The following is a 20,826-nucleotide window of genomic DNA, read 5'->3' as shown; positions in this document are numbered from 1 at the left end:
TGTCATTTAAAGATTGAACTACATCATTTGGTAAATAATTAGTACTAAAAGGAGCAAACTGTGATTCTATTGCAGTAAAAATATTTTGTCTAGTAGCGGCAACATAGTTAAGAGGAGCAGAAGTATCTTTAAAAAATTGAATTTGAGTATTAAATTTAAATACTACTTATATTGTCTAAAAACTTATTATATAATTCTTCTGTACTTAATGGAGCCTAACGATTTCCTTCAGGTTTATTAGCATCTTTAGCCATAACACTTCCTCTATTAATTTAATTAGATAATAATTAGTTAAAGAATGCAAACCAATTTAAACTTTATGAATAAAAATTAATTAAAACTTATAAAAAGAATTGTATTTTTTCATAGAAGAGGTCCTAATCGTAATTTCATCAGGAATTTCGGTTATGAACCTTGAAGGGTAAGAACGGACTATTTCATAAAATATTTTTCTGCTTTCAGCATGAGTAATGTAGAGGTCTTTTTTGGCTCTCGTAATGCCAACATAAGCAATGCGGCGTTCTTCTTCTAAGCCTTTTTCGCCGTCTTCGTCTAGAGATCTTTGAGACGGGAATACCCCCTCTTCCCAGCCCGGTAAAAATACCACGTCAAACTCAAGCCCTTTAGCTGCGTGCAGGGTCATTATAGTAACAGAGCCACCGTAATTGGTTTCAAGCACTTCATTTTCCATAACTAAGCTTGAATGTTCGATAAAATCATGAACATCGTTAAATTCAGCAATAGCTCTAAGCATTTCGTTAATATTTTCGATTCTACCGAATGCTTCTTCGGTTTTTTCTTCTTGAAGCATTTCAAGATAACCGGAATCATCAAGTATTGCTTTCACTACGTTTATTGGAGCATCTATACTAAATCTTTCGTACCAATTATCGATTTTAGTAACCAAATCTTTTAGAGTTTCATATGATTTTGCTTTAATCTCACCTATTTTTAGCATTTCTTTAATGGCTGCAAAATTAGAAATATTTCGCTCAAGTGCATAGACTCTAATTTTATTTAAGCTAGTTGCACCTATTGTCCTTTTCGGCACATTTATAATACGCTCAAGTGCTAGATTGTCATTTTGATTCAAAGATATACGGATATAAGCAAGTACGTCTCTTATTTCCATACGTTCATAGAACCGCAAACCGCCTATAATTTTATAAGGCATAGCACTATTTATAAACGCTTCCTCAAAACTTCTTGTTTGAAATCCGGCTCGTACTAATATTGCAATATTGCCGGCATTATACCGGTTTTCTCGCACTAACTTACCTATTTCACCGGCTATATATCTTGCTTCTTCTTTATCGCTCCAACAAGAGATAATTTTTATCTTTTCACCGCTTTCCCTATCCGTCCATAACGTTTTACCGTGACGGTTTTTATTATTATTGATAACATTGGAAGCAGCAGCAAGTATTGGTAAAGTTGATCTATAATTCTGCTCTAATTTAATAATTGTTGCACCTGCAAAATCTTTTTCAAAACGTAATATGTTCCCGACTTCTGCTCCTCGCCAACCATAAATAGATTGATCATCATCCCCTACACAGCAAATATTTTTATATAAACTTGCGAGCATTCTTGCCCATAAATACTGGACAACGTTAGTGTCTTGATATTCATCGATTAAAATATATCGATATTTTTCTTGGTAATATCTTAGTATTTCAGGGTTTTTAATAAAAAGCTCATTATTATAAAGTAGCAAATCTCCAAAATCTAAAACATTAGAAATAAGTAAATTTTTCTGATATTCTTCGTATACAAGTTTTGTAACCCTCTGCAGCGGTAAATTAGTATCTGATACTGATAGTTTAGTTGGTAATAATCCTTGATCTTTCCATCTAGAAATTATGATATGTATTAATTTAGGAGCATATTTTTTAGCATCAATATCTTTTAGCTTTACTATATCTTTCACTAGTTTTAATTGATCATCATGACTAATAATAGTAAATCTATTATTTAAACCAAGATTTAAATGCTCAATCTGGTCACGCAATATCCTAGCTGCCATTGAGTGGAAAGTGCCTATATTCAGACCATAGCAATTAATTAGGCTATTAACTCTTTCAGCCATTTCTTTAGCAGCTTTATTAGTAAAAGTAACGGCTAGAATATTTTGAGGCGAGGCTAAATTTTGGTAAATAATATTAGCTATTCTTGAAGTAAGTACCTTTGTTTTACCTGTCCCCGCACCTGCAAGCAATAAAAGCGGTCCTTCAGTGTGAAGAACTGCTTGTTGCTGCTCTGGATTTAATGTATGTATGAAATCTTGATTTTGCATTTGTTTTAAGGATGTTGTGCTATGGCTCTACTATGTCATTCCCACTTTTGCGGGAATGCATTAAAGCATTATATCACCTTATTCTTCTTAGATTTTTAATAATATACGAAATAGTAATTATCGGACTATAAATAATTATTTTAAATAACCTAAAATAAGAGCTTAAATTTCTATCTTCAATAAACCAATTATATAAATCATTTATAGGTTTAATCTCAGCAGGAATAATATATTGATCTTTAAATAATTCTTTTAAAACTCTTTTTGCCTGTTTTGCTTCTACTTTACGCTCTATTGTTAAGCTTTGATCATGTACTCGGTAGAAATATAAAGATTCCGGTATATGAGCAAATTTCGTAACAAGCCCAAACCTTAGCCAATATTCATAATCATCCACTAACTGCATATTTTCATTATATCCACCTACTTGCCTTGCTAAATCAGCTCTATATAAGAAACATGCACCGACACAATCTCTAATCGGTAAAAACTCAGGAGGTTCTTGATAAAGTCTTATTCCTACTTTACCGTGGTCATCGATCAAAGTATAATCAGTATATACAAGCCCTATCTCAGGTGAATTATCAAGTATCTTAACCATTTTTTCTAAAGCATTTTCATGAAAAAGATTATCATCTGAAGTCCAAGTAAAATACTCCCCCTTGGCCTCTTTAAAAGCAATATTAAGACTTGCTGGTAATCTTTTATTGGTCTCATTTACTATTATCTTAATACGCGAATCCTGCTCTGCATATGTCCTAGCTACTATAATGCTATTATCTTTTGAGCAATCATCAATAATAATAAGCTCAAAGTCTTTAAAGCTTTGATTAAGGCAGCTCTCAATAGCAAAAGGTAATAGCTTCTTTCTATTATAAACCGGTAAAACTATTGAGATTTTTGGAAGATTACTATGCATGTCCTCCTAACATATCAAGAGTATTTAAACTATTAATTATACTTTCTATTAGTTCTGATTCTTCAGATTTATATCTATCTTCAAGGATTAATAATATATTGCTTAAAGCATTATTAAGAATTTTGGGCATTATAGTATTTTGCTCTTCAAACCTTTTAATTAGTTGCATCAAAGGATCAACATATTCAATTGTTAACGATTCTTTATATTGATCTAATCTCGGCAAAACAATCAGATACTGCTTATAACAAAAGATTAGCTCCTTTATTCTCTATTAAATCAAATACTTCATACATTTTCTCAATTTGTACTTCAATATTATCTACAAGCACTAGCATAATTTTTACCATTTATTACTTAGATTATTACATTTTCTATGTCATCCCTCCGAAAGCGGGAATCCAGAAAAAATAATCTTAATACTGCTACAAAGAATTATATTTTTTATATTCTTTACTAGATTCCTGCTTTCACAGGCATGACATAAAAGGAACCATGCAGGTATTCTTAATTCTGTAAATTAATATATTTCATATTAGATATGCAAATATCCCTTCAAAAAAATCTTCAACTCCAAAACCTGAAGCTTTACGTCCTGCAAAAGGTGCTTTTGCATTTGCAGGTAACGGGTTGTTAATCGATACCATACCAAAATCAAGCTTATACACTATCATTTGTGCCACGGATACATTATTTGAATATACATATCTTTGCAAGCTGTATTCGGTATTATTTGTACGTTCTATTACTTCATCTAAATCTTTAAATTTATAACAAGCAACTACCGGACCGAATATTTCTGTTCTAAAGATATCCATATTATCCAAACAGTCAATAATAATAGTAGGCTCAATAAAATTATCAACGCGCATCAGCGAGTAACTTTTGTATTTTTTCTATGGCAGCAAAATTAATTAATGGACCTACATCCGATTCCTTATCAAATCCGTCACCGGCTTTAAGTTTAGTAAATTTAGCCTTTAGAATTTCTATAAATTTTTCATATATAGATTCTTCTATAAATATTCTGTTAGGTGAAATACAAGACTGTCCACTATTTCTAGTTTTAGCGATTACTAAATCACTTACTACTTTCTCTAAATTATTATCTGCCGTTATAATGAAAGGAGCATTACCGCCAAGTACCAAAGATAAACGTTTTAGAGTATTTGCGGCATTTTGATATAGAATTTTACCGACATTTGTAGAGCCAGTAAATGATAATTTCCGAAACCTAAAATCTTTACAAAAAGCCTTACCTATAATATCTGAACTACCTGTAATTACATTAAATAATCCGGCAGGCACACCGGCATCGCTTGCAAATTTCGCAAGTACTAAAGCCGATAGAGGCGTAAAACTTGACGGTTTTAATATAATGCTGCAACCTGCAGCTATTGCAGGTACTACCTTGCGAGTAATCATTGCATTTGGAAAATTCCAAGGTGTCATAGCAGCAGATGGTCCTACAGGCTCATATTGCGTAACAATTTTATGAGTTTCCGGATTTGTATTAATCGCTGAATTAATCTCAGATAATCCCAAATTCAGAACTGTAGCAATTTCTTTTAAGGTCGCAGAATTAATAACGGATATTTGCTTTCCGAACTCTATAAATTCACCGTTTATATAATTCTTTCCCGTAATATTTTTAAGTAAGTTCATATATTTTTCATTACCTGCATGGATACTAAAGCCGTCTTGCGAGCAAACATTAGCGTTGTTGCATTGCTCGAGAAAAGTGTTACAATCTTATCTTACTTATCTTAAAATTATCCAGCAATACTAGCAAGAGAAATATTGATAATGAATTATTTATATCCGAATCTTCACCACCCATTTGACTTTCTAATACATCATAAGAAATATTTTCCAAATTAGCATGTTTTATAATATTAATGATATCTTCAGGAGCTATTGCGTTTAATATAAGATTCAATATTTCTTGAGGAAATTTATATCCAATGTCAGCTAATATAGCAGAGTTTTCAGTTATATTATAATACAAGTAATACACCTGCCTTGTTTTAAGTCTTCTAGAATATTTTCTCACAATAAATTTGATACTTTACCTACCTTTATAGCCTCAGCTATTTTAACCCATAACTCAGAGGGACTTATTTCGTCTTTGCCAAAAGCTATTAAATTCTTGAATAGCTCTAAATAAGTACCTTTAACTCCTTTAATACTTCCCAATGCATACTCAACAACCTCAGATGAAATATCAGAGTAATATTTTTTCTTAGGATTTATTAATTGTGACTCTAAAGAGATCACAGCTGAGAGCAATGCTTTTTCTAAGTTATTAAATAACTGCCTTTACTAAGATTTATATTTGCTAACAGCCAACCATTTGAGTCATCTCTATTCAAAATCCAATTTTGATGTAACATTGAGTCAAAAGTAAAATTTTTAAATACATTAAGTAGTTGTAGGCTTATCAGTAGCTAACCTAACATCAGGAGCCTTTATCACTTGATCATATCTAACTCCGGTCACTTCTAGCTCTATAAAGTTTTCACTTTGACTATTTGGATAAAAATAATTTAAGTAAAATTTTAGAATATATTAAAAATTTTTGTGACAATGTGGCTTCTTCTAGCTCTACTTCTAAATTTTGTATGTTAAAACTACCTCATCCAACTAAAAATTTTATAAGTAATGGATATATATCAATATTTTGTTTTTATGGTGGTATATTATTTATTATGTTCCAAGTCATTATATTTGTACCTAATTAAATTAATACACAATGACTATAATAAGTGTCTTACTGAATGCAACAATTTTTTATTAACTTATATGTTAATTTACAGCTAAAAAATCTAAATTATTTATTTAGAAATTTTTCAGCCTCAAGAGCCGCCATACAGCCTGTTCCTGCAGCAGTTACTGCTTGTCTATAAATTTTATCCTGAACGTCACCAGCAGCAAAAACACCTTCTACACTAGTTCTAGTAGTGCCTGACTTTGTGATGATATAATTATCGTCATCCATTACAATTTGTCCGGTAAATAGCCCTGTATTCGGTGTATGCCCAATAGCTATAAATACACCGCTACAATTCAATAAACTAATCTCTTTGGTGTGAACATTTTGAATTTTAATTCCGGTAACGAATTTTGGTTTATTGCTACCTACAATCTCATCTACTACATGATTCCAAATTACTGATATTTTAGGATTTTTAAATAATCGATCCTGTGATATTTTCTCAGCTCTGAAACTATCTCTTCTATGTACTATAGTGACTTTGCTAGCATGATTGGTTAAGTATAAAGCTTCTTCTACTGCACTATTTCCTCCCCCTACTACAACTATTTCTTGATTCTTAAAAAAGAAACCATCGCAAGTAGCACATGCCGAAACACCAAAACCACGAAATTTCTGCTCTGAAGCTATACCAAGCCATTTTGCTTCCGCACCGGTACAAATTATTATGCTCCCCGCGTCATATTCATTTCCTGCTCCTGTAAATACTTTAAAAGGTCTTTTTGATAAATCCACTTTTTTTACGTAATCACTAACAATTTCCGTACCGACATTTTTAGCCTGCATAGACATCTGCTCCATAAGCCAAGGTCCTTGCACCGTTTCCGCAAATCCTGGATAGTTCTCAACATCGGTGGTACTTGTAAGCTGTCCGCCTGGCTGCATACCATTTATTAATATTGGTTTTAAAGCAGCTCTAGCTGTATAAATAGCGGCACTTAAGCCCGCAGGTCCTGAACCTATTATTAGTACTTTAGTAGTAATTTTCATAATTATTATTTATTAATTTAAATGATACCTATGTCATTCCTGCGAAAGCAGAAAAAACAGTTTTTTATATGTTTATTTTATTAAATATGTTAAGGTTATTTTTTCTAGATTCCCATTTCCGCAGGGATTACATCCTGAACGTTCGTACAATACAAGGTCATACAATCTAAGACTTCTTTTCTAACCAAGATTTGACATATTTAATTTCTTCAGGGTTCATTAGAGAAGGAGCATGACCGGCATATTTTATTTCATAAAGATCAAAAACTTTTGTTTCTTTCATCTTTTTAATAGTAGATTTTGTTAAAATTTGAGATTTCATCCCATGAATTACTAATATTCTACATTTTATTTTATTCCATACAGACCATAGTTTAATATCTTCCTGGTTACTAGCATTTTTTATTCCTTTTGTTATAGCAGGATCATAATTCATTTTATATTTTCCGCCGAATGTAGAAATTACACTATATTTTGTTAAATAATCCCAATCTTCTTCATCTTTAATACCACTTTGTGCATAAATAAGTTTTAAATGTTCTTTTGCACTAGCCAAATCATCTAAGAGTATCGTTTTTTTAGCATAACCTCCAATTTTAATTAAAGGAGTAGCATCAATAAACGCTCCTATATCATTTAATATTAAGGCTTTAAAAATATTTTTATATTTACTGGCAAGTATCATACCTATAATACCGCCCATTGAAGTACCAAGCCAAATAGGATTTTTGATATTTAGCCTTTTTAAAAAAAATAACGTATCTTTAATATAAGTTGTATAGTTATAATGATTAGCTTGTTTAAAATTTTCGCTATCACTGCGACCGGGATAATTTATTGCAATTACTCTATAATTTGTACTCAACTCTTTAGCTATTTTATCAAAATCATGAGCATTTCTAGTTAAACCGTGAGCACATACTATTATATTTTTATTTTTAGGATCACCGAATTCCACATAAGAAATTTTATGTTTCGGTATATATTGAAGAGGTAACAAATTAATATAGGGACCAATTTTTATTGAATTAATTTTCATATGAGCCTATTAATACCAATTTAGAATAAATTTAAAAAAAATCATTGTCATCATGTTATTAATTTAAGTCACTTAAAAATATACTGACCATGGTCGGCATATATATAACTACAAAAAGCAAAGATAAAAACACAGTAGCTGCAACTTTTTCAGGGTAACATTTCTGTAAATTCGCTATAACTATAGTATTTGCTGCGAGTGGTGCCGTAGAAAGTAGTTTTAGGGCATTATAATAATCATTGTTATACCATTTTGTTACAAAATGATCAAACATGATAAATAACCCTACTCCCAAAGGATAGAATAGAAATTTAGCAGCAAAAGTAGCAAGAGTAAACTTGATATCGACTTCAAATTTTTGTAGAGCCGAAAGAGCAAGACCTACCATCACCATACCGAGTATCGAAAAAGAGCCTTTCATATTATATATAAAATCATCTAAAAAATCCGGTAAAGTAAAACCGCAAAAACTAAATAAACATCCCAAGAAAAAAGCGTTTAAAATCGGTAATTTTACTACTTTTAATATACTATCGGTGGTATTAGCAAAGCTCCTCATACAAATATAAAAGCCGACGGAACATTCATAAATATTCACTCCTATAACAGCCATCATGTAAATACTTAATGTATAATCATCAAAAAGTGCTGCAGCTATGGGCAACATAAAATACCCACCATTTGCCGTACCTGCAGACAAAGCTATAATATTACGTGTATGATCCTGCCAAAATTTACCAAAAAAATAATAAGAAAAGAGTGATAAGAGTGTTGCAATTACAAATGTTACGACTGTAACGCTTAATGCCGCAAGTGTTAAGGTTGTACTAGCAGGTATCGTAAAAAATACTATAGGCGATATAAAATAGAACAGTAACGAAGAGATACTATCTCTTTCCACATTTGAATATTTACCTGCTAAAAATCCTATTACTACACTTAATAATACCGAAACGGTTTTTAAAAAAACTATACTAAAGATTATCATGTAATGAGCTAAAGATATAATTACTTATAATATATGAGGTTTTATTTTTTTTTCACTAAATTTTGTAAAGATTTTTACTTCATCAGACCAAAATAAATTTCTAATTGAAACTTTTACAAGTTTATGTTATTTAAGGCGTCTAATTTAATATGAAATTTTCATATTATTTATGCCAAATCTATTATCATTATTCATTATATTTTTTTGTTTAAATATCTATTCTAATCCTATACCACTTGGGCTTGAATTAAATAAAACTATCAATATAGATCTAACAAACAAATACAAAATCATCAATAAAGAACCTAATTATTAGCAAGGATATAATTATTATATAGAACCAAATACAAAAACTATATCTAAAGCTTTAGTGATATGTAATGATTTTAATGTAATAGAAATCGTTATTTTAACTATAGATCAAAATAAATTTGAAGAGTTTTATAACATTTTAAAAGATAAATATAGTTTAGAAGAAGAAAATGATAAAGTGGTCACTTTCAAGGATGGTGAATGTGTAATCATACTTGAATCTTCTGAATTAAATACCAAAATGGAACTTGTATATATAACAAACATTTTTTATAAAGCATTTTTAAACAAACTAGATATGTAAAATTTCCTTTGCTATTGCTTCATCACGTAAAAATAAAGTAATGTTATTACAGTTTTGTGCTGCTAAAGAAGCAAGGCTAGTACCAAAACTCCCTCTCCCATAAACCGCAATATTTTTAAATTTGTTCATGTGCCTATTTTTTCTTTGTCACTTGCAGGTTTGTAGGTATCGTTACTTGGCTTGTTTATGTCATTCTCACGAAGACAGGAATGACATCGAGCGAATTTCTCGAGCTATAAAACAATACATACTCACAATAACAATTTCATTACTCCACAACTTTCTCAAGATTTACTATTATAACGGGTGACTTATTAATTTCTTGTTTTAAGGTTTTACGGATTGTTCCTTTTATTGCCTCGATTACTTGTTCATCCGACAATGCTTTTTTAGCCTGTTTATTTTGAATGGTAACAAGTTCTTTAATGTCATTTTTAATGAGGTTAACTAATGCCATATCCTCTTTTGGGTCAAGCAGCCCGGGCATAGACAGGATTGGGTTTGCAGCAAGCAGTCCTTTTTTATTAATGACTACTGATGCTACCACGATACCCGACTCACGCATATGTCTTCTAGCTTTGAAAATCGGGGATTCAATGGGCAGCAAATAATTACCGTCAACAGCTAAATAACCGTTTTCAACCTTTGAAATTACTTTTGCATTATTAGGTACAAGCAGTACTACACTACCGTTTTCAACCTCTACTGCCTGTTTTATGCCATTTTTCTTAGCAAGCTTAACATGTTCATGAATATGTACAGGCTCGCCATGAACAGGTATACAAATATTCGGTCTAATTAGAGAATACATTTTTTGTAACTCGTCAATCGATGGATGTCCTGAAACATGTACAAAATGGTCTCGCTCAGTAATAACTTCTACACCGGCTTTAACAAATATATTAAATAGCCTGAATATTTTCTTTTCATTACCCGGAATAATTCTTGAAGAAAAAATCATTGTATCCTTAGGAACAAGCTTTATAGACGGGTGAGAATTACTAGCCAATTTTGTGGTGGCAGCCATAGTCTCACCTTGACAACCGGTAGCAATTACTAATAATTCTTCTCTTCTAAATCTGCTAACATCACGTTCACTAATTAGAGGAGCAATATCTTTCAAATAGCCGCTTTCCTGCGCAGCAAGCATCATACGGTGCAAACTTCTACCAGTTAAGACTACTTTTCTACCTGCAAGTCCTGCAGCATGAATTATTGTATCAAGCCGTGCTAAATTAGAGGCAAAGGTTGAAACTACTACCATTTGAGGACAACCGGCTATAATATCTACTAAACTTTTTCTAATATCCCCCTCGGAACCTGAGCTTCCTTTATTAAATACGTTAGTTGAATCACAAACAAGCGCAAGAACCCCTTCATCTCCGTAAGATTTTAAAAGCTCTTCATCGGCTTTTTTCCCAAGTATCGGATCGTTATCAAATTTCCAATCTCCCGTATGTAAAATATTACCTGCATCCGTACGGATCATAATTGCTTGCATTTCAGGAGCCGAGTGAGTCAGTGGCACCATCTCTAAGGAAAAAGGATCCAGATTTATTTTACTACCAGGTTTTACTTCATGAATTTTTATATTTTTAGCAAAATCATATTCATTTAAACGCATTTTTAAAAAATTTGCTGTAAAAGTAGTAGTATAAATAGGACATTTAAGGTTATTCCATAAATATTGGACTCCACCTAAATGATCCTCATGAGCATGAGTTAAAATCAGACCTACTATATCTTTTTTATATTTCTCGATAAAGCTGCTATCAGCAATTATCATATCAACACCGGGTAAATAATCATCGGCAAAACCGCTACCACAATCAATCATTAACCATTTACCTTGATAATGGTAAAGATTAAGATTCATACCTATTTCATTAGATCCCCCTAGCGGTACAAATAGCAGATCATTTTTATGATTTTTGATGTTGAATGATGACATAATTTAACTTAATATTTATTTTATTGCCTTATTCTTATAACTTATTATTAGTTAAGCGTCTATATATTAAAAATATTAAAAAAGAAATTCATATAATGAATATAAATAAAATAGCATTGATTTATAACCAAAATTCCAAACATTTAGCTATTATAGAGGAAATAAAAAAACTCTATAATTATTGTAAAATAGAAGAAGCGGAAGTCATTATCGTAATAGGCGGGGATGGAGAATTACTACATAATATTCACCGCTATATGCATCTTAATGTACCTTTTTACGGAGTTAATTTAGGAAGCCTCGGCTTTTTAATGAATCCTTTAGATACCAAAAATTTATTACAAAATATACACGAAAGTACGGTTTCTATCCTAAATCCTCTTCTTATGCAAGTCGAAGATACGAGCGGTCAAATATATACAGCACTTGCTATTAACGAAGTATCAATATTTCGCAAAACTAATCAAGCTGCTAAATTTAGAATAGACGTAAACGGGATAGAGAGAATGAGCGAATTAGTAGCAGACGGAGCTTTAGTTGCAACACCTGCCGGAAGTAGTGCTTATAATTTATCTGCCAGCGGTCCTATTTTACCGCTTGAGTCAAACATGTTATGCCTAACCCCTATCTGCTCGTTTAGACCGCGTAGATGGCATGGTGCTTTACTGCTTTCATCTGCTACGATTAAATTTGAAATACTTAATACAAATAAACGACCGGTAAATGCTACTGCCGACTTTCAGGAGTTTAATAATATCACAAATGTTACCGTTAAATCTACTAAGGATAAGCCTATCAAACTGCTCTTTAATAAAAACCATACGCTGGAAGATAGAATTATTAAAGAGCAATTCGGTGGGTAATTATTAAAAAATATTAATAATTTTTTGACTAAGAATTACACTAATGTATGATGCTTTGTTAAAAATAACTAGGCATCATATATAAAATTAAAAAGGTTTTCTATTAACTTTTTTATAACCATATTTTATGGTTATCACTTGAAACTCGTAATATTACCTTAAATACAGCTATAGAATTGTACTCAGCAATAGTTAAGGATTTTGATATAAAAAATAATTATTTAAGAACTATTAAAGAAATAAGAAATTCAAAATTAGCTTCAGAATTTGCTAATTTAGCAATTAAGAAGATAAAAGAGGTTAAAACCCAAAAAAGCTATTGGAATGTATATAAAAAACAGTTACGAAGAACTTAAAAATCATAAGTTATTTCAAGATGATGAGATTAGTGGATACAATGCTTTAATTAATAAAAATTCTAAAGTAGAAATATTTTTTGAATACAAACCTAGCTCCAATTCTTCTAACCCTATCACTAAGATTATCAATAAATTTATCGCTAAGGAAAATATTTTTCGTTTAGCCGTAGTAGAAAAGAATATTTCATTAATGGCAGAAGTAGCTAAAGATATACTTAAATCAGCACCTATAGTTTTAAATTTACTTAAAACTCAAGGAGAATGGCATAAAAAATATCTAAATGTTATTGCAGAAATTTTGTTATTTGTAAAATCTGAATTTCAACCTGAAATTATTAAATAATTAGCAAATAATGTTGCTATTTTCAGCTCTTTTTCTGAAATATTGCTTGCACCACGACTAGCGAATCTAGTAAATAATAAGCAAAAACAGGAAAGTAAATTCATTCATTTTTGCCGTTATAATTTATCAGTAGCAATAATACAGGAAAATTATCATTAGACAAAGAGCAATTATTACGCATTTTAAAGGATCGACCAAGCAATAGCGATTCAATCTATAGCTTATTTAATATTTATTTACTTAACGGAAGGGCAACAGAAACAAAAAATTTAATCAAAAATGCTCTTACAAATATCAAAATTTTGATAGCAATGAGTTTTAATTTAGCTGAAATTACTGAAGCTAAATTAAATCTAATTAACCAAGACAATTTATCTAAAGATAGTAAAGAACAGTTTCAATGTTTTCAATATATTGCCAAATACAATCAATAGTCTGCTGCTGAGAAAATTGTGAATGAAGACAACTTAAAGGATGAGTGAATCGAAATTAGCAACTCTATTGGTGGTGTTATATTACTATCTACAACAGCCTTATATACCAAACAATATGAATTAGCTAAACAATTTATACAAAAAATACCTAAAAATAAAATAACTCCATATCTCTGTAATATCTTCCAGGCAATAGAATTTTTATTAAATCCTGAAGAATATATTAACCCAATTCATATTGAAGCTCTTGTTAGCAACCTTAATTTTGCACAAGCACAAGCTATAGAAAAAATTAATAAGATTATCACTTGTTTAATCACAATTAAGAAATACGACTTAGCGTTAAAGAAAGTTAAAGAAATTGTACAATATGATAATAAAAATCAGGGAACCATTGAGAATGGACTCACAGCTACAAGGCTAGCTAATGATCACGAAAAGATACAGGAATATATTGGTTTATTATCACTTAAAGAAGAGCTCTAGAGCAGTATGAAAATTAAAATCCTATAGAAATTTATGAATATTATCAATCAATAAAAAATGCACATTTACTTCATACTATCGGGCAGGTTATTCCTAGTTACAGCAGTTGGAAAGTTAATCAAGAAGGAGAAATTACAAGTAAAACACTACTGCTTTAGGCAAATATTAAGGACTTGAATGTTATGGAAGAATTAGCAAAAATTACAAGAAAAATTAGATAAGAATCAATGTGATAAATTTATAAATGCCTTAAAGAAAGATATAATATATAGACAACAGAGGGATAACGGCGTTAAATTTATTGGTAAAAAAGTAGTTGAAATTAAAATTGATGGTGACCAGCGTTTATTCACAAATATATTACATTCAAATGAACAAGGTGAATTACTGATGCATTTTGATCATCAAGGGAATCATAATGATGTAATAAAATTCGCCGACGAACATCATCTAGAATTTCATTAAGATTCACTATAACTTTAATAAAATAAAGTTTATTAATTTTTACTCAAAAGGTTGGCGTAGGTTAATAGCAGCAGATACAGTACCCTCGTCTAAATAATCAAGTTCACCTCCGATAGGTATACCGCTAGCAAGGCGAGAAATTTTAGCAGGATGCTCTTTTAAATATTCTGTAATAAAATAAGCAGTAGTCTGACCTTCTAAAGTAGAATTAGTAGCAATAATAACTTCTTTAATATCTTCTGCAAAACATCTTTTAAGTAGTTTAGGTAACCGAAGTATGCTAGGGTTTTGTCTACTAGCTGCCGATAAATTATGACCGAGTACATGATATAAACCTTTAAAATTACCGCTACGCTCCATTGCCCATAATTCAGCCACAGTTTCGACAATAGCAATAATTGATTTATCTCTATATTCAGAAGAACAAATACGACAAATATTTTCCGTATCCATATTACCGCAAATCTCGCATTTTACTATTTTCCTATCTATCTCTACAAGATTATTAATCAGGCTTTTTAATCTTACGTCTTTATCTTGCAATAGGTAAAGCGCTATACGCCTTGCCGATCTACTACCAAGACCGGGTAATTTTGAAAAAAGATAAATTAGCTGATCTATATCATTATCATTTGTTTCATTCATAAATATACTCGTTTAATTTGAAAAATGAGCTACGTCATATCATAAGAACTGCGGTACTCACCTATTAAGTATACGCTCCGCTCCTCGCCTTATAGACTCCTTGCTCTTTTCCAAATTAAACTTCGTCTATTACTTAGGAGTATATTTAAGACTTAATAACGACGGTTCCGGCTATTTTATCATGTAATGCTTGTTTTTTAGAAGAAAAAAGTATGAAAAAAATACCGATAGGAAAAGTCATATACCCTAAAAATCTTTTAACTAACTGCTTTAAAGTTGGACGATTTAATGTTACGGCATCTACGATTTTCATACGTAAAAACATTTTACTAAGCGTTGCACCTTTATAATACCAAAGCGTTATGAAATATGAGCCTATTACTAATATATTAGTAACAAAAATTGAAATATTAAACAAAATATATTTATTAAAATTTCCTGCCTTAAGATATTCATAAAATTCCTGACTCATAACCGAGTTAAACATTTCATTGGAATTATGAAGATTAATGTTATTGCTAAGGAAATAATCATTAAAGAATAACCATAATAAATTAAAAGAACAAAATTGTGATATTGGGATTGCTATAAAGGCAAATAATGATAAATCAAGTGCCGTAGAAAAAATTCGTGCTATAAAATCAGGATAAATAATTTGTTTTTTCATTGCCAGTTACTTTATTTTGGTGTTAGATAGTAAGGGTTGTGGCAATCTCATGATTTTGGCATGAGATTGCTTCGTCAAAACTTACAGTTTTTTCTTGCAATGACGATTAATACCCCTAATCAAAATTCAATATATTACATTCATGAATCAATTTGAAGCATATAGTTTATTATTTGTTGATAGTTTTGTTTCAAATCTTGTTATAGGTTTTCAGAATGAATTAATATTTCATTCTATGAAAATGTTCGGAGGCTATAATAGTTTAATAATGCTGTTAGTAGCTATTTGTGCTTCTCTTAGCGGTAATGCAGTCAATTATATTTTTGGAAGAATAGTTTTAAATATCTTTTATGCTTCCAAAAATGCACAAAATATTTTAAGATATAAAAATTTAACAAAACTATATTATAAATATGAGGTATTTATAATTTTCTTAATGGCATTTTCTTTTTGGGGAAGCTTTATTTCTTTATTCTCCGGTTTTTTTAAAACAAAATTTCTAAAATTTTTAGGTATTGGTTGTTTGGCAAAAGCATGCTATTATGCCTTAGAATTGTATATATTTTAATTCATGAAAAAATTAACCAAAACTAATTCTCATAGACAACAAAAATTAGCAAGCATTATAAATAAAGCATTAATAGAAATTCTAAGGCGTGGCAAAATGCTGGATAGCAGACTTTTTGATTGTCCTCTCACTATTACAAAAGTTATAGTGACTGCTGATCTCAAAATAGCTAATTGTTATTTCTGGCCTTTTAATACTAAACTAACAATAGATGAAATTATGGATGCATTAAATAATTCTAAAAATGCTATCAGAAATTTTATTACTAATAAAATAAATATGAAATTTTCGCCTAATATAAGATTTCATTACGATCACGGATTTGATAATGCTATAAAAGTGGCACACTTATTAAAACATTTCTGAATATAAGAATCTAATCATTTATTAAAAAAATTATTATTAATAAATTGTTTTAATATTTAGGTTATTGTATCATAACATATTTTAATCAGTAATATTATAACTTAAATATGGCATAACAAAATAGATAACTTAAAAAAAATAAAAGGATTAACAGGTTTACACATGTATTGCCAGAGTTTATCCCTTACATTTATTTATGCTTTTATGCGTATTAATGCAGAGTCGATTTTTCTAGAAATTCTTTCACCCTCCGATAATTCTTATGCTTTTCTTCTTAATGTGTTCCTTATTCAAGCATGGGGGTTCACGGATTTAGTATCTTGGAATCAACCTTCATATTCAATAAGTACGGAAATGTTTGCATATTAATTATTTCCTTTTTTAATATCATTGATGCACAGATTATCAATAATTAAGTTATTGATAATTTTGTTATTTATATCTTATTGGATAATTTCTGCTCCTTATGCTTTTCAATGACTGCAGATCCATATTAGTCGAAAGAGTACAATTTACTTACGATAAAAGCTTAATAATGTTTTTAAGTGTATTTATAGTTGTATAACATTTTTTATTACAAAATATATAAAATCTTTGAAACTTAATTATATGATTTATGATATTATTACATTTGTAGGAATTGCTGTTTTTGCTTATATTTTTATTATAATTAATGCAGAAACCAGAAACACTTTGATGGCCTGCAGTTGGCTTATCCTTAATAATTATTGGAACATCTAATGATTCAGGATTAAGTAAACTTATTTTCGGGAATCCAATAACATATTTTCTAGGTCAAATTTCATATGCTTTATACCTTTCTGCTCTAACTACAGAATTTTTTGTAGCATATTACTGGATTTATCCAACTCCTTTATGGCTTAAATGCTACTTCGGTTACAATAGCTACTATTTTGCATTATATAATTGAATTACCAGCTTCAATAATTATCCGTTATACTAAAAACGCTTAAAAATTAAGCTTTAGTACAACAGCCCCCTAGCATAAATGGACTAAAGGCTATAAATATTTTGCAATGATGGAGTTTAAACATCGTAATAATTAAAACAATCAAGATATTTTAGTTATTTTTTAAACTTTAAGTATAGCTCAAATAAAAATAAGCCCTTATTTTTATTAAAAAACTTTAAAAGATTATTTTTTTATATTAAAATATAAGAATAATCTTTTAATAAAAATAAATAGAAAATGTCTCCTCAAATAATAGAGTTATTAATTTTTGCCATTATTGCCTTTTACATTATCAACAAATTAATTACGACTCTCGGCTCTACTTCAGAAGAGGAACAGACAAAGCAAAAATCTTATTTTGGCGAACCGGTTATTAAGGACGTAACTTACAGTACAGTTAAATCTAATAAAGAAGAAACAAATATTCCAACAGCCCAAGATATTAAAGCTTTTAAAGATATAATAGTAGAACATAATATAACTGCGGTCGTAGATGGAATGGAACAAGTCCATAAACGCCTTTACTACTTTGATCCGGTTAAATTCATAAATAATGCTAAAACTGCTTTTCAAATGATTATAAAAGCTGCTTATAAAAAAGATACTAAAGAATTATCTGAGCTGATAGATAAAAGATACTTGGAAGAATTTGAAAAAATAACACCATCCTATGGTGATTTTTTTGACTCATCGGCTTTAAGTGTAAAATATTCAGAAATTTACATGTTCGGTAATAACATATTTATTAAATTACTATTTCAAGGTAAAAATGTAGTTGACAAAATTGAAGATTTAAAAGAAGAATGGACATTTACACGTAATGCTAATACCAAAGAAGTTGATTGGTTTTTAAGCAATATTGAGAGAGTGTAGCAATTATATTTTATGACCTGGATGTCATTTCCGCGGGAGTGGGGATGACATCAAAAGGCTACAAAACTAAATAACAAACTATTAGTAATGAGTAAAATTTTCTATATTATAGGCACTATATTAATAATAAGTGTCGGTATTTTTATGTTTCAAATGCAAACGATAACGGATAACAATCAAATAATCCCCAGAAAAGTTTTATTTGGCAACCCTGATAAAGCAAGGGTTTCTCTAACCTATGATGGCAAATATATTCTATATGTTGCACCGAAAGACGGTGTATTAAACATTTGGCTAGCACCCTCAGATGATATTAGTAAAGCAGAAGCTATAACCCATGACAAAGGACGCGGTATTTGGTCTTATACTAAAGCTTATAATAATAAAAATATTTTATATACCCAAGATTTTAACGGTGATGAAAATGACCGAATTTATAGCTATAACATAGAGACAAAAGAAACAAAATTACTTACTCCTGCAAAAGGAGTTAAAGCCGAAATAGCCGGAGTAAGTCATAAGAAGCCAAATGAGATATTAATATCTTTAAATGAGCGTAATCCTGAATATTTTGATATTTACAAATTAAATCTAGATACTCTAGAAAAAGAACTGATTTATAAAAATGATAGGTTTACTGATTATGTAACCGATGAAAATTTAAATTTAAGGTTCGGTAGCTTACTAGATAAAGACGGAGCTGTTGAATATTATGAATTAAAAGACGGAGAACCAAAGTTATTTACTAAGATATCAATGGAAGATTCTTTTAACACTTCCATACTTGGTTTTGATGCTAGCGGTGAAACTTTATATATGCTAGAGGGACGTAATCGTAATACCTCCGCACTTAAAGCTATAACACTAGCTACAGGTAGTGAAGAAATATTAGCCGAAGATGCAAAAACTGATATTGGCTTATTTACAGTTCATCCCACAAAACAAACTCCGCAAGCAGTATCTATAGATTATGATAGAGTCTCATATAAAATATTAGATAAAGATATTGAAGATGATATTAAATATTTACAATCTATTGATCGCGGTGATTTAATTATTAATAGTAGGACGCTAGACGATAAAACTTGGATCGTTGCTTATATGGCTGATAATGCACCGGTGAAATATTATAAATATGATAGGGCAAATAAAAAAGCTGAGTTTTTATTTACTAATCGCAAAGAACTTGAGCAATATAATCTTGCTAAGATGATACCGATCATTATCAAGTCACGTGACGGGCTTGATTTAGTTAGCTATATCACTTTTCCAAATGATGTAAAGCTCGATAAAAATAATATACCCGATAGAAAAGTACCTCTAATTTTAAATGTCCACGGCGGTCCGTGGGTACGTGATAGCTGGGGATATCATCCTGAGCATCAGTGGCTTGCAAATCGTGGTTACGCAGTTTTAAGTATAAATTACCGTGGTTCTACTGGTTTTGGGAAAGATTTCTTAAACGCCGGTAATTTAGAATATGCCGGTAAAATGCATACTGATTTAATTGATGGTGTTAATTGGGCTATTAAGAATAATATAGTTGATTCTGACAAAGTTTGTATTATGGGCGGAAGCTATGGAGGTTATGCAACGCTTGTAGGTCTTACCATGACGCCTGACGTATTTGCTTGTGGTGTTGACGTTGTCGGTATGTCTAATTTATTAACTCATGTGCAATCTAAAGCTCCTTATATGACACCATTGTTAAGTATATATAAAACACGTATAGGACCTTGGGATACTGAAGAAGAAAAAGAGTTTTTAAGACAAAGATCACCGATTAATTTTGTTGATAATATCAAAAAGCCTTTATTTATAGCACAAGGTGTTCACGATGTGAGAGTCGTGCAGGCAGAATCAGAACAGATTGTAAATAGCATGCAAGCAAAGCATATACCAGTAGTTTATGCACTTTACAAAGATGAAGGTCATGGATTTGCAAAACCCGGTAATAGAATCTCATATTATGCTCTTGTCGAGCAGTTTTTAGCTAAGATTTTAAAAGGAAGAGTGGAACATATAGGAGATGACTTAAAGAATGCTAATCTCATTCTGAATGATAAAGAAAAAATTAGTGGTACAGAGGCAGAAAAGATCATAGATAAGGCAGTTGGAAATTAGGAAGAAACTGTCGTACTGCGACGCGGCATCCCCGTGGCTTGTCCATGGGATCTAGTTAAAAATACTAATAATTTTAGTATTTTTTATT

General features: G+C 30.5%; 18 protein-coding genes and 3 pseudogenes. 7 read left to right on the top strand and 14 right to left on the bottom strand.

Annotated features, from left to right (window positions below):
* Positions 1-334: 334 nt before the first annotated feature.
* The 10 genes and pseudogenes from pcrA to QUD19_RS05295 all read right to left on the bottom strand — a co-directional run bounded on the left by pcrA (position 335) and on the right by QUD19_RS05295 (position 9,005).
* Complete coding sequence (gene pcrA, locus QUD19_RS05340; RefSeq protein WP_498807814.1) at positions 335-2,296, bottom strand: DNA helicase PcrA; 1,962 nt, start codon at positions 2,294-2,296, stop codon at positions 335-337.
* Between the two features lie 73 nt (positions 2,297-2,369).
* Entirely contained in the window at positions 2,370-3,215 is an 846-nt protein-coding gene (locus QUD19_RS05335) for a glycosyltransferase (protein WP_498807812.1), read from the bottom strand.
* A complete protein-coding gene (locus tag QUD19_RS05330; RefSeq protein WP_498807810.1) occupies positions 3,208-3,441 on the bottom strand; it encodes a hypothetical protein in 234 nt (77 codons plus the stop codon). Before QUD19_RS05330 ends, QUD19_RS05335 begins: the two co-directional genes overlap by 8 nt.
* A 281-nt stretch (positions 3,442-3,722) precedes the next feature.
* Positions 3,723-4,880: pseudogene (locus QUD19_RS05325) on the bottom strand (aldehyde dehydrogenase family protein).
* Between the two features lie 79 nt (positions 4,881-4,959).
* Entirely contained in the window at positions 4,960-5,268 is a 309-nt protein-coding gene (locus QUD19_RS05320; protein WP_498807808.1) for a hypothetical protein, read from the bottom strand.
* Entirely contained in the window at positions 5,265-5,492 is a 228-nt protein-coding gene (locus QUD19_RS05315; RefSeq protein WP_498807806.1) for a hypothetical protein, read from the bottom strand. The genes QUD19_RS05320 and QUD19_RS05315 overlap by 4 nt, the downstream gene beginning before the upstream one ends.
* Positions 5,493-5,583: 91 nt before the next feature.
* Positions 5,584-5,838: pseudogene (locus QUD19_RS05310) on the bottom strand (hypothetical protein).
* Between the two features lie 207 nt (positions 5,839-6,045).
* Complete coding sequence (trxB, locus tag QUD19_RS05305) at positions 6,046-6,978, bottom strand: thioredoxin-disulfide reductase (RefSeq protein WP_498807804.1); 933 nt, start codon at positions 6,976-6,978, stop codon at positions 6,046-6,048.
* A 166-nt stretch (positions 6,979-7,144) separates the two neighbouring features.
* On the bottom strand, positions 7,145-8,017 hold the full coding sequence (locus QUD19_RS05300; protein ID WP_498807802.1) for an alpha/beta fold hydrolase: 873 nt from the start codon (positions 8,015-8,017) through the stop codon (positions 7,145-7,147).
* A gap of 58 nt (positions 8,018-8,075) precedes the next feature.
* A complete protein-coding gene (locus QUD19_RS05295) occupies positions 8,076-9,005 on the bottom strand; it encodes an AEC family transporter (protein ID WP_498807800.1) in 930 nt (309 codons plus the stop codon).
* Between the two features lie 370 nt (positions 9,006-9,375).
* Here QUD19_RS05295 and QUD19_RS05290 point away from each other — a divergent pair, with 370 nt between their 5' ends.
* Positions 9,376-9,621, top strand: a complete 246-nt coding sequence (locus tag QUD19_RS05290; protein WP_498807799.1) for a hypothetical protein — start codon at positions 9,376-9,378, stop codon at positions 9,619-9,621.
* Here QUD19_RS05290 and QUD19_RS05285 read toward each other — a convergent pair.
* Positions 9,616-9,750, bottom strand: a pseudogene (locus QUD19_RS05285) (NAD(P)H-dependent glycerol-3-phosphate dehydrogenase); the annotation flags it as partial. The gene QUD19_RS05290 and the pseudogene QUD19_RS05285 sit on opposite strands and share 6 nt — an antisense overlap.
* A gap of 139 nt (positions 9,751-9,889) precedes the next feature.
* Positions 9,890-11,572 (bottom strand): ribonuclease J, encoded by a 1,683-nt coding sequence (locus QUD19_RS05280; RefSeq protein ID WP_498807798.1) that lies wholly within the window; start codon positions 11,570-11,572, stop codon positions 9,890-9,892.
* A 95-nt stretch (positions 11,573-11,667) separates the two neighbouring features.
* Between QUD19_RS05280 and QUD19_RS05275 the strand changes: the two genes are divergently transcribed.
* Both QUD19_RS05275 and QUD19_RS05270 read left to right on the top strand, forming a co-directional pair.
* The gene (locus QUD19_RS05275) at positions 11,668-12,435 is read left to right on the top strand and encodes an NAD kinase (RefSeq protein ID WP_498807796.1); all 768 of its coding nucleotides are present in this window, start codon (positions 11,668-11,670) and stop codon (positions 12,433-12,435) included.
* A gap of 324 nt (positions 12,436-12,759) precedes the next feature.
* Positions 12,760-13,137, top strand: a complete 378-nt coding sequence (locus QUD19_RS05270; RefSeq protein WP_498807794.1) for a hypothetical protein — start codon at positions 12,760-12,762, stop codon at positions 13,135-13,137.
* Positions 13,138-14,561: 1,424 nt separating this feature from the next.
* Here QUD19_RS05270 and recR read toward each other — a convergent pair.
* Both recR and QUD19_RS05260 read right to left on the bottom strand, forming a co-directional pair.
* Positions 14,562-15,167 carry a recombination mediator RecR gene (recR, locus tag QUD19_RS05265; protein ID WP_498807792.1) on the bottom strand — a complete coding sequence of 202 codons (606 nt, stop codon included), beginning with the start codon at positions 15,165-15,167 and terminating at the stop codon, positions 14,562-14,564.
* Positions 15,168-15,312: 145 nt separating this feature from the next.
* Positions 15,313-15,834, bottom strand: a complete 522-nt coding sequence (locus QUD19_RS05260) for an RDD family protein (RefSeq protein WP_498807791.1) — start codon at positions 15,832-15,834, stop codon at positions 15,313-15,315.
* A gap of 142 nt (positions 15,835-15,976) precedes the next feature.
* Here QUD19_RS05260 and QUD19_RS05255 point away from each other — a divergent pair, with 142 nt between their 5' ends.
* The 4 genes from QUD19_RS05255 to QUD19_RS05240 all read left to right on the top strand — a co-directional run bounded on the left by QUD19_RS05255 (position 15,977) and on the right by QUD19_RS05240 (position 20,738).
* Positions 15,977-16,402: a YqaA family protein gene (locus tag QUD19_RS05255; RefSeq protein ID WP_498807789.1), complete on the top strand. Its 426-nt coding sequence runs from the start codon at positions 15,977-15,979 to the stop codon at positions 16,400-16,402.
* Between the two features lie 3 nt (positions 16,403-16,405).
* Positions 16,406-16,768, top strand: a complete 363-nt coding sequence (gene rbfA, locus QUD19_RS05250) for a 30S ribosome-binding factor RbfA (RefSeq protein ID WP_498807787.1) — start codon at positions 16,406-16,408, stop codon at positions 16,766-16,768.
* A gap of 1,210 nt (positions 16,769-17,978) precedes the next feature.
* A complete protein-coding gene (locus QUD19_RS05245) occupies positions 17,979-18,614 on the top strand; it encodes a Tim44/TimA family putative adaptor protein (RefSeq protein ID WP_498807786.1) in 636 nt (211 codons plus the stop codon).
* Between the two features lie 87 nt (positions 18,615-18,701).
* Positions 18,702-20,738: a S9 family peptidase gene (locus tag QUD19_RS05240; RefSeq protein ID WP_498807784.1), complete on the top strand. Its 2,037-nt coding sequence runs from the start codon at positions 18,702-18,704 to the stop codon at positions 20,736-20,738.
* The last annotated feature ends 88 nt before the right edge of the window (positions 20,739-20,826 follow it).

Source organism: Candidatus Rickettsia kotlanii (genome assembly GCA_030295365.1).
Lineage (GTDB): Bacteria > Pseudomonadota > Alphaproteobacteria > Rickettsiales > Rickettsiaceae > Rickettsia > Rickettsia kotlanii.
Note: the sequence above shows the minus strand (reverse complement) of the source record. Positions and strands in the feature narration are given on the sequence as shown.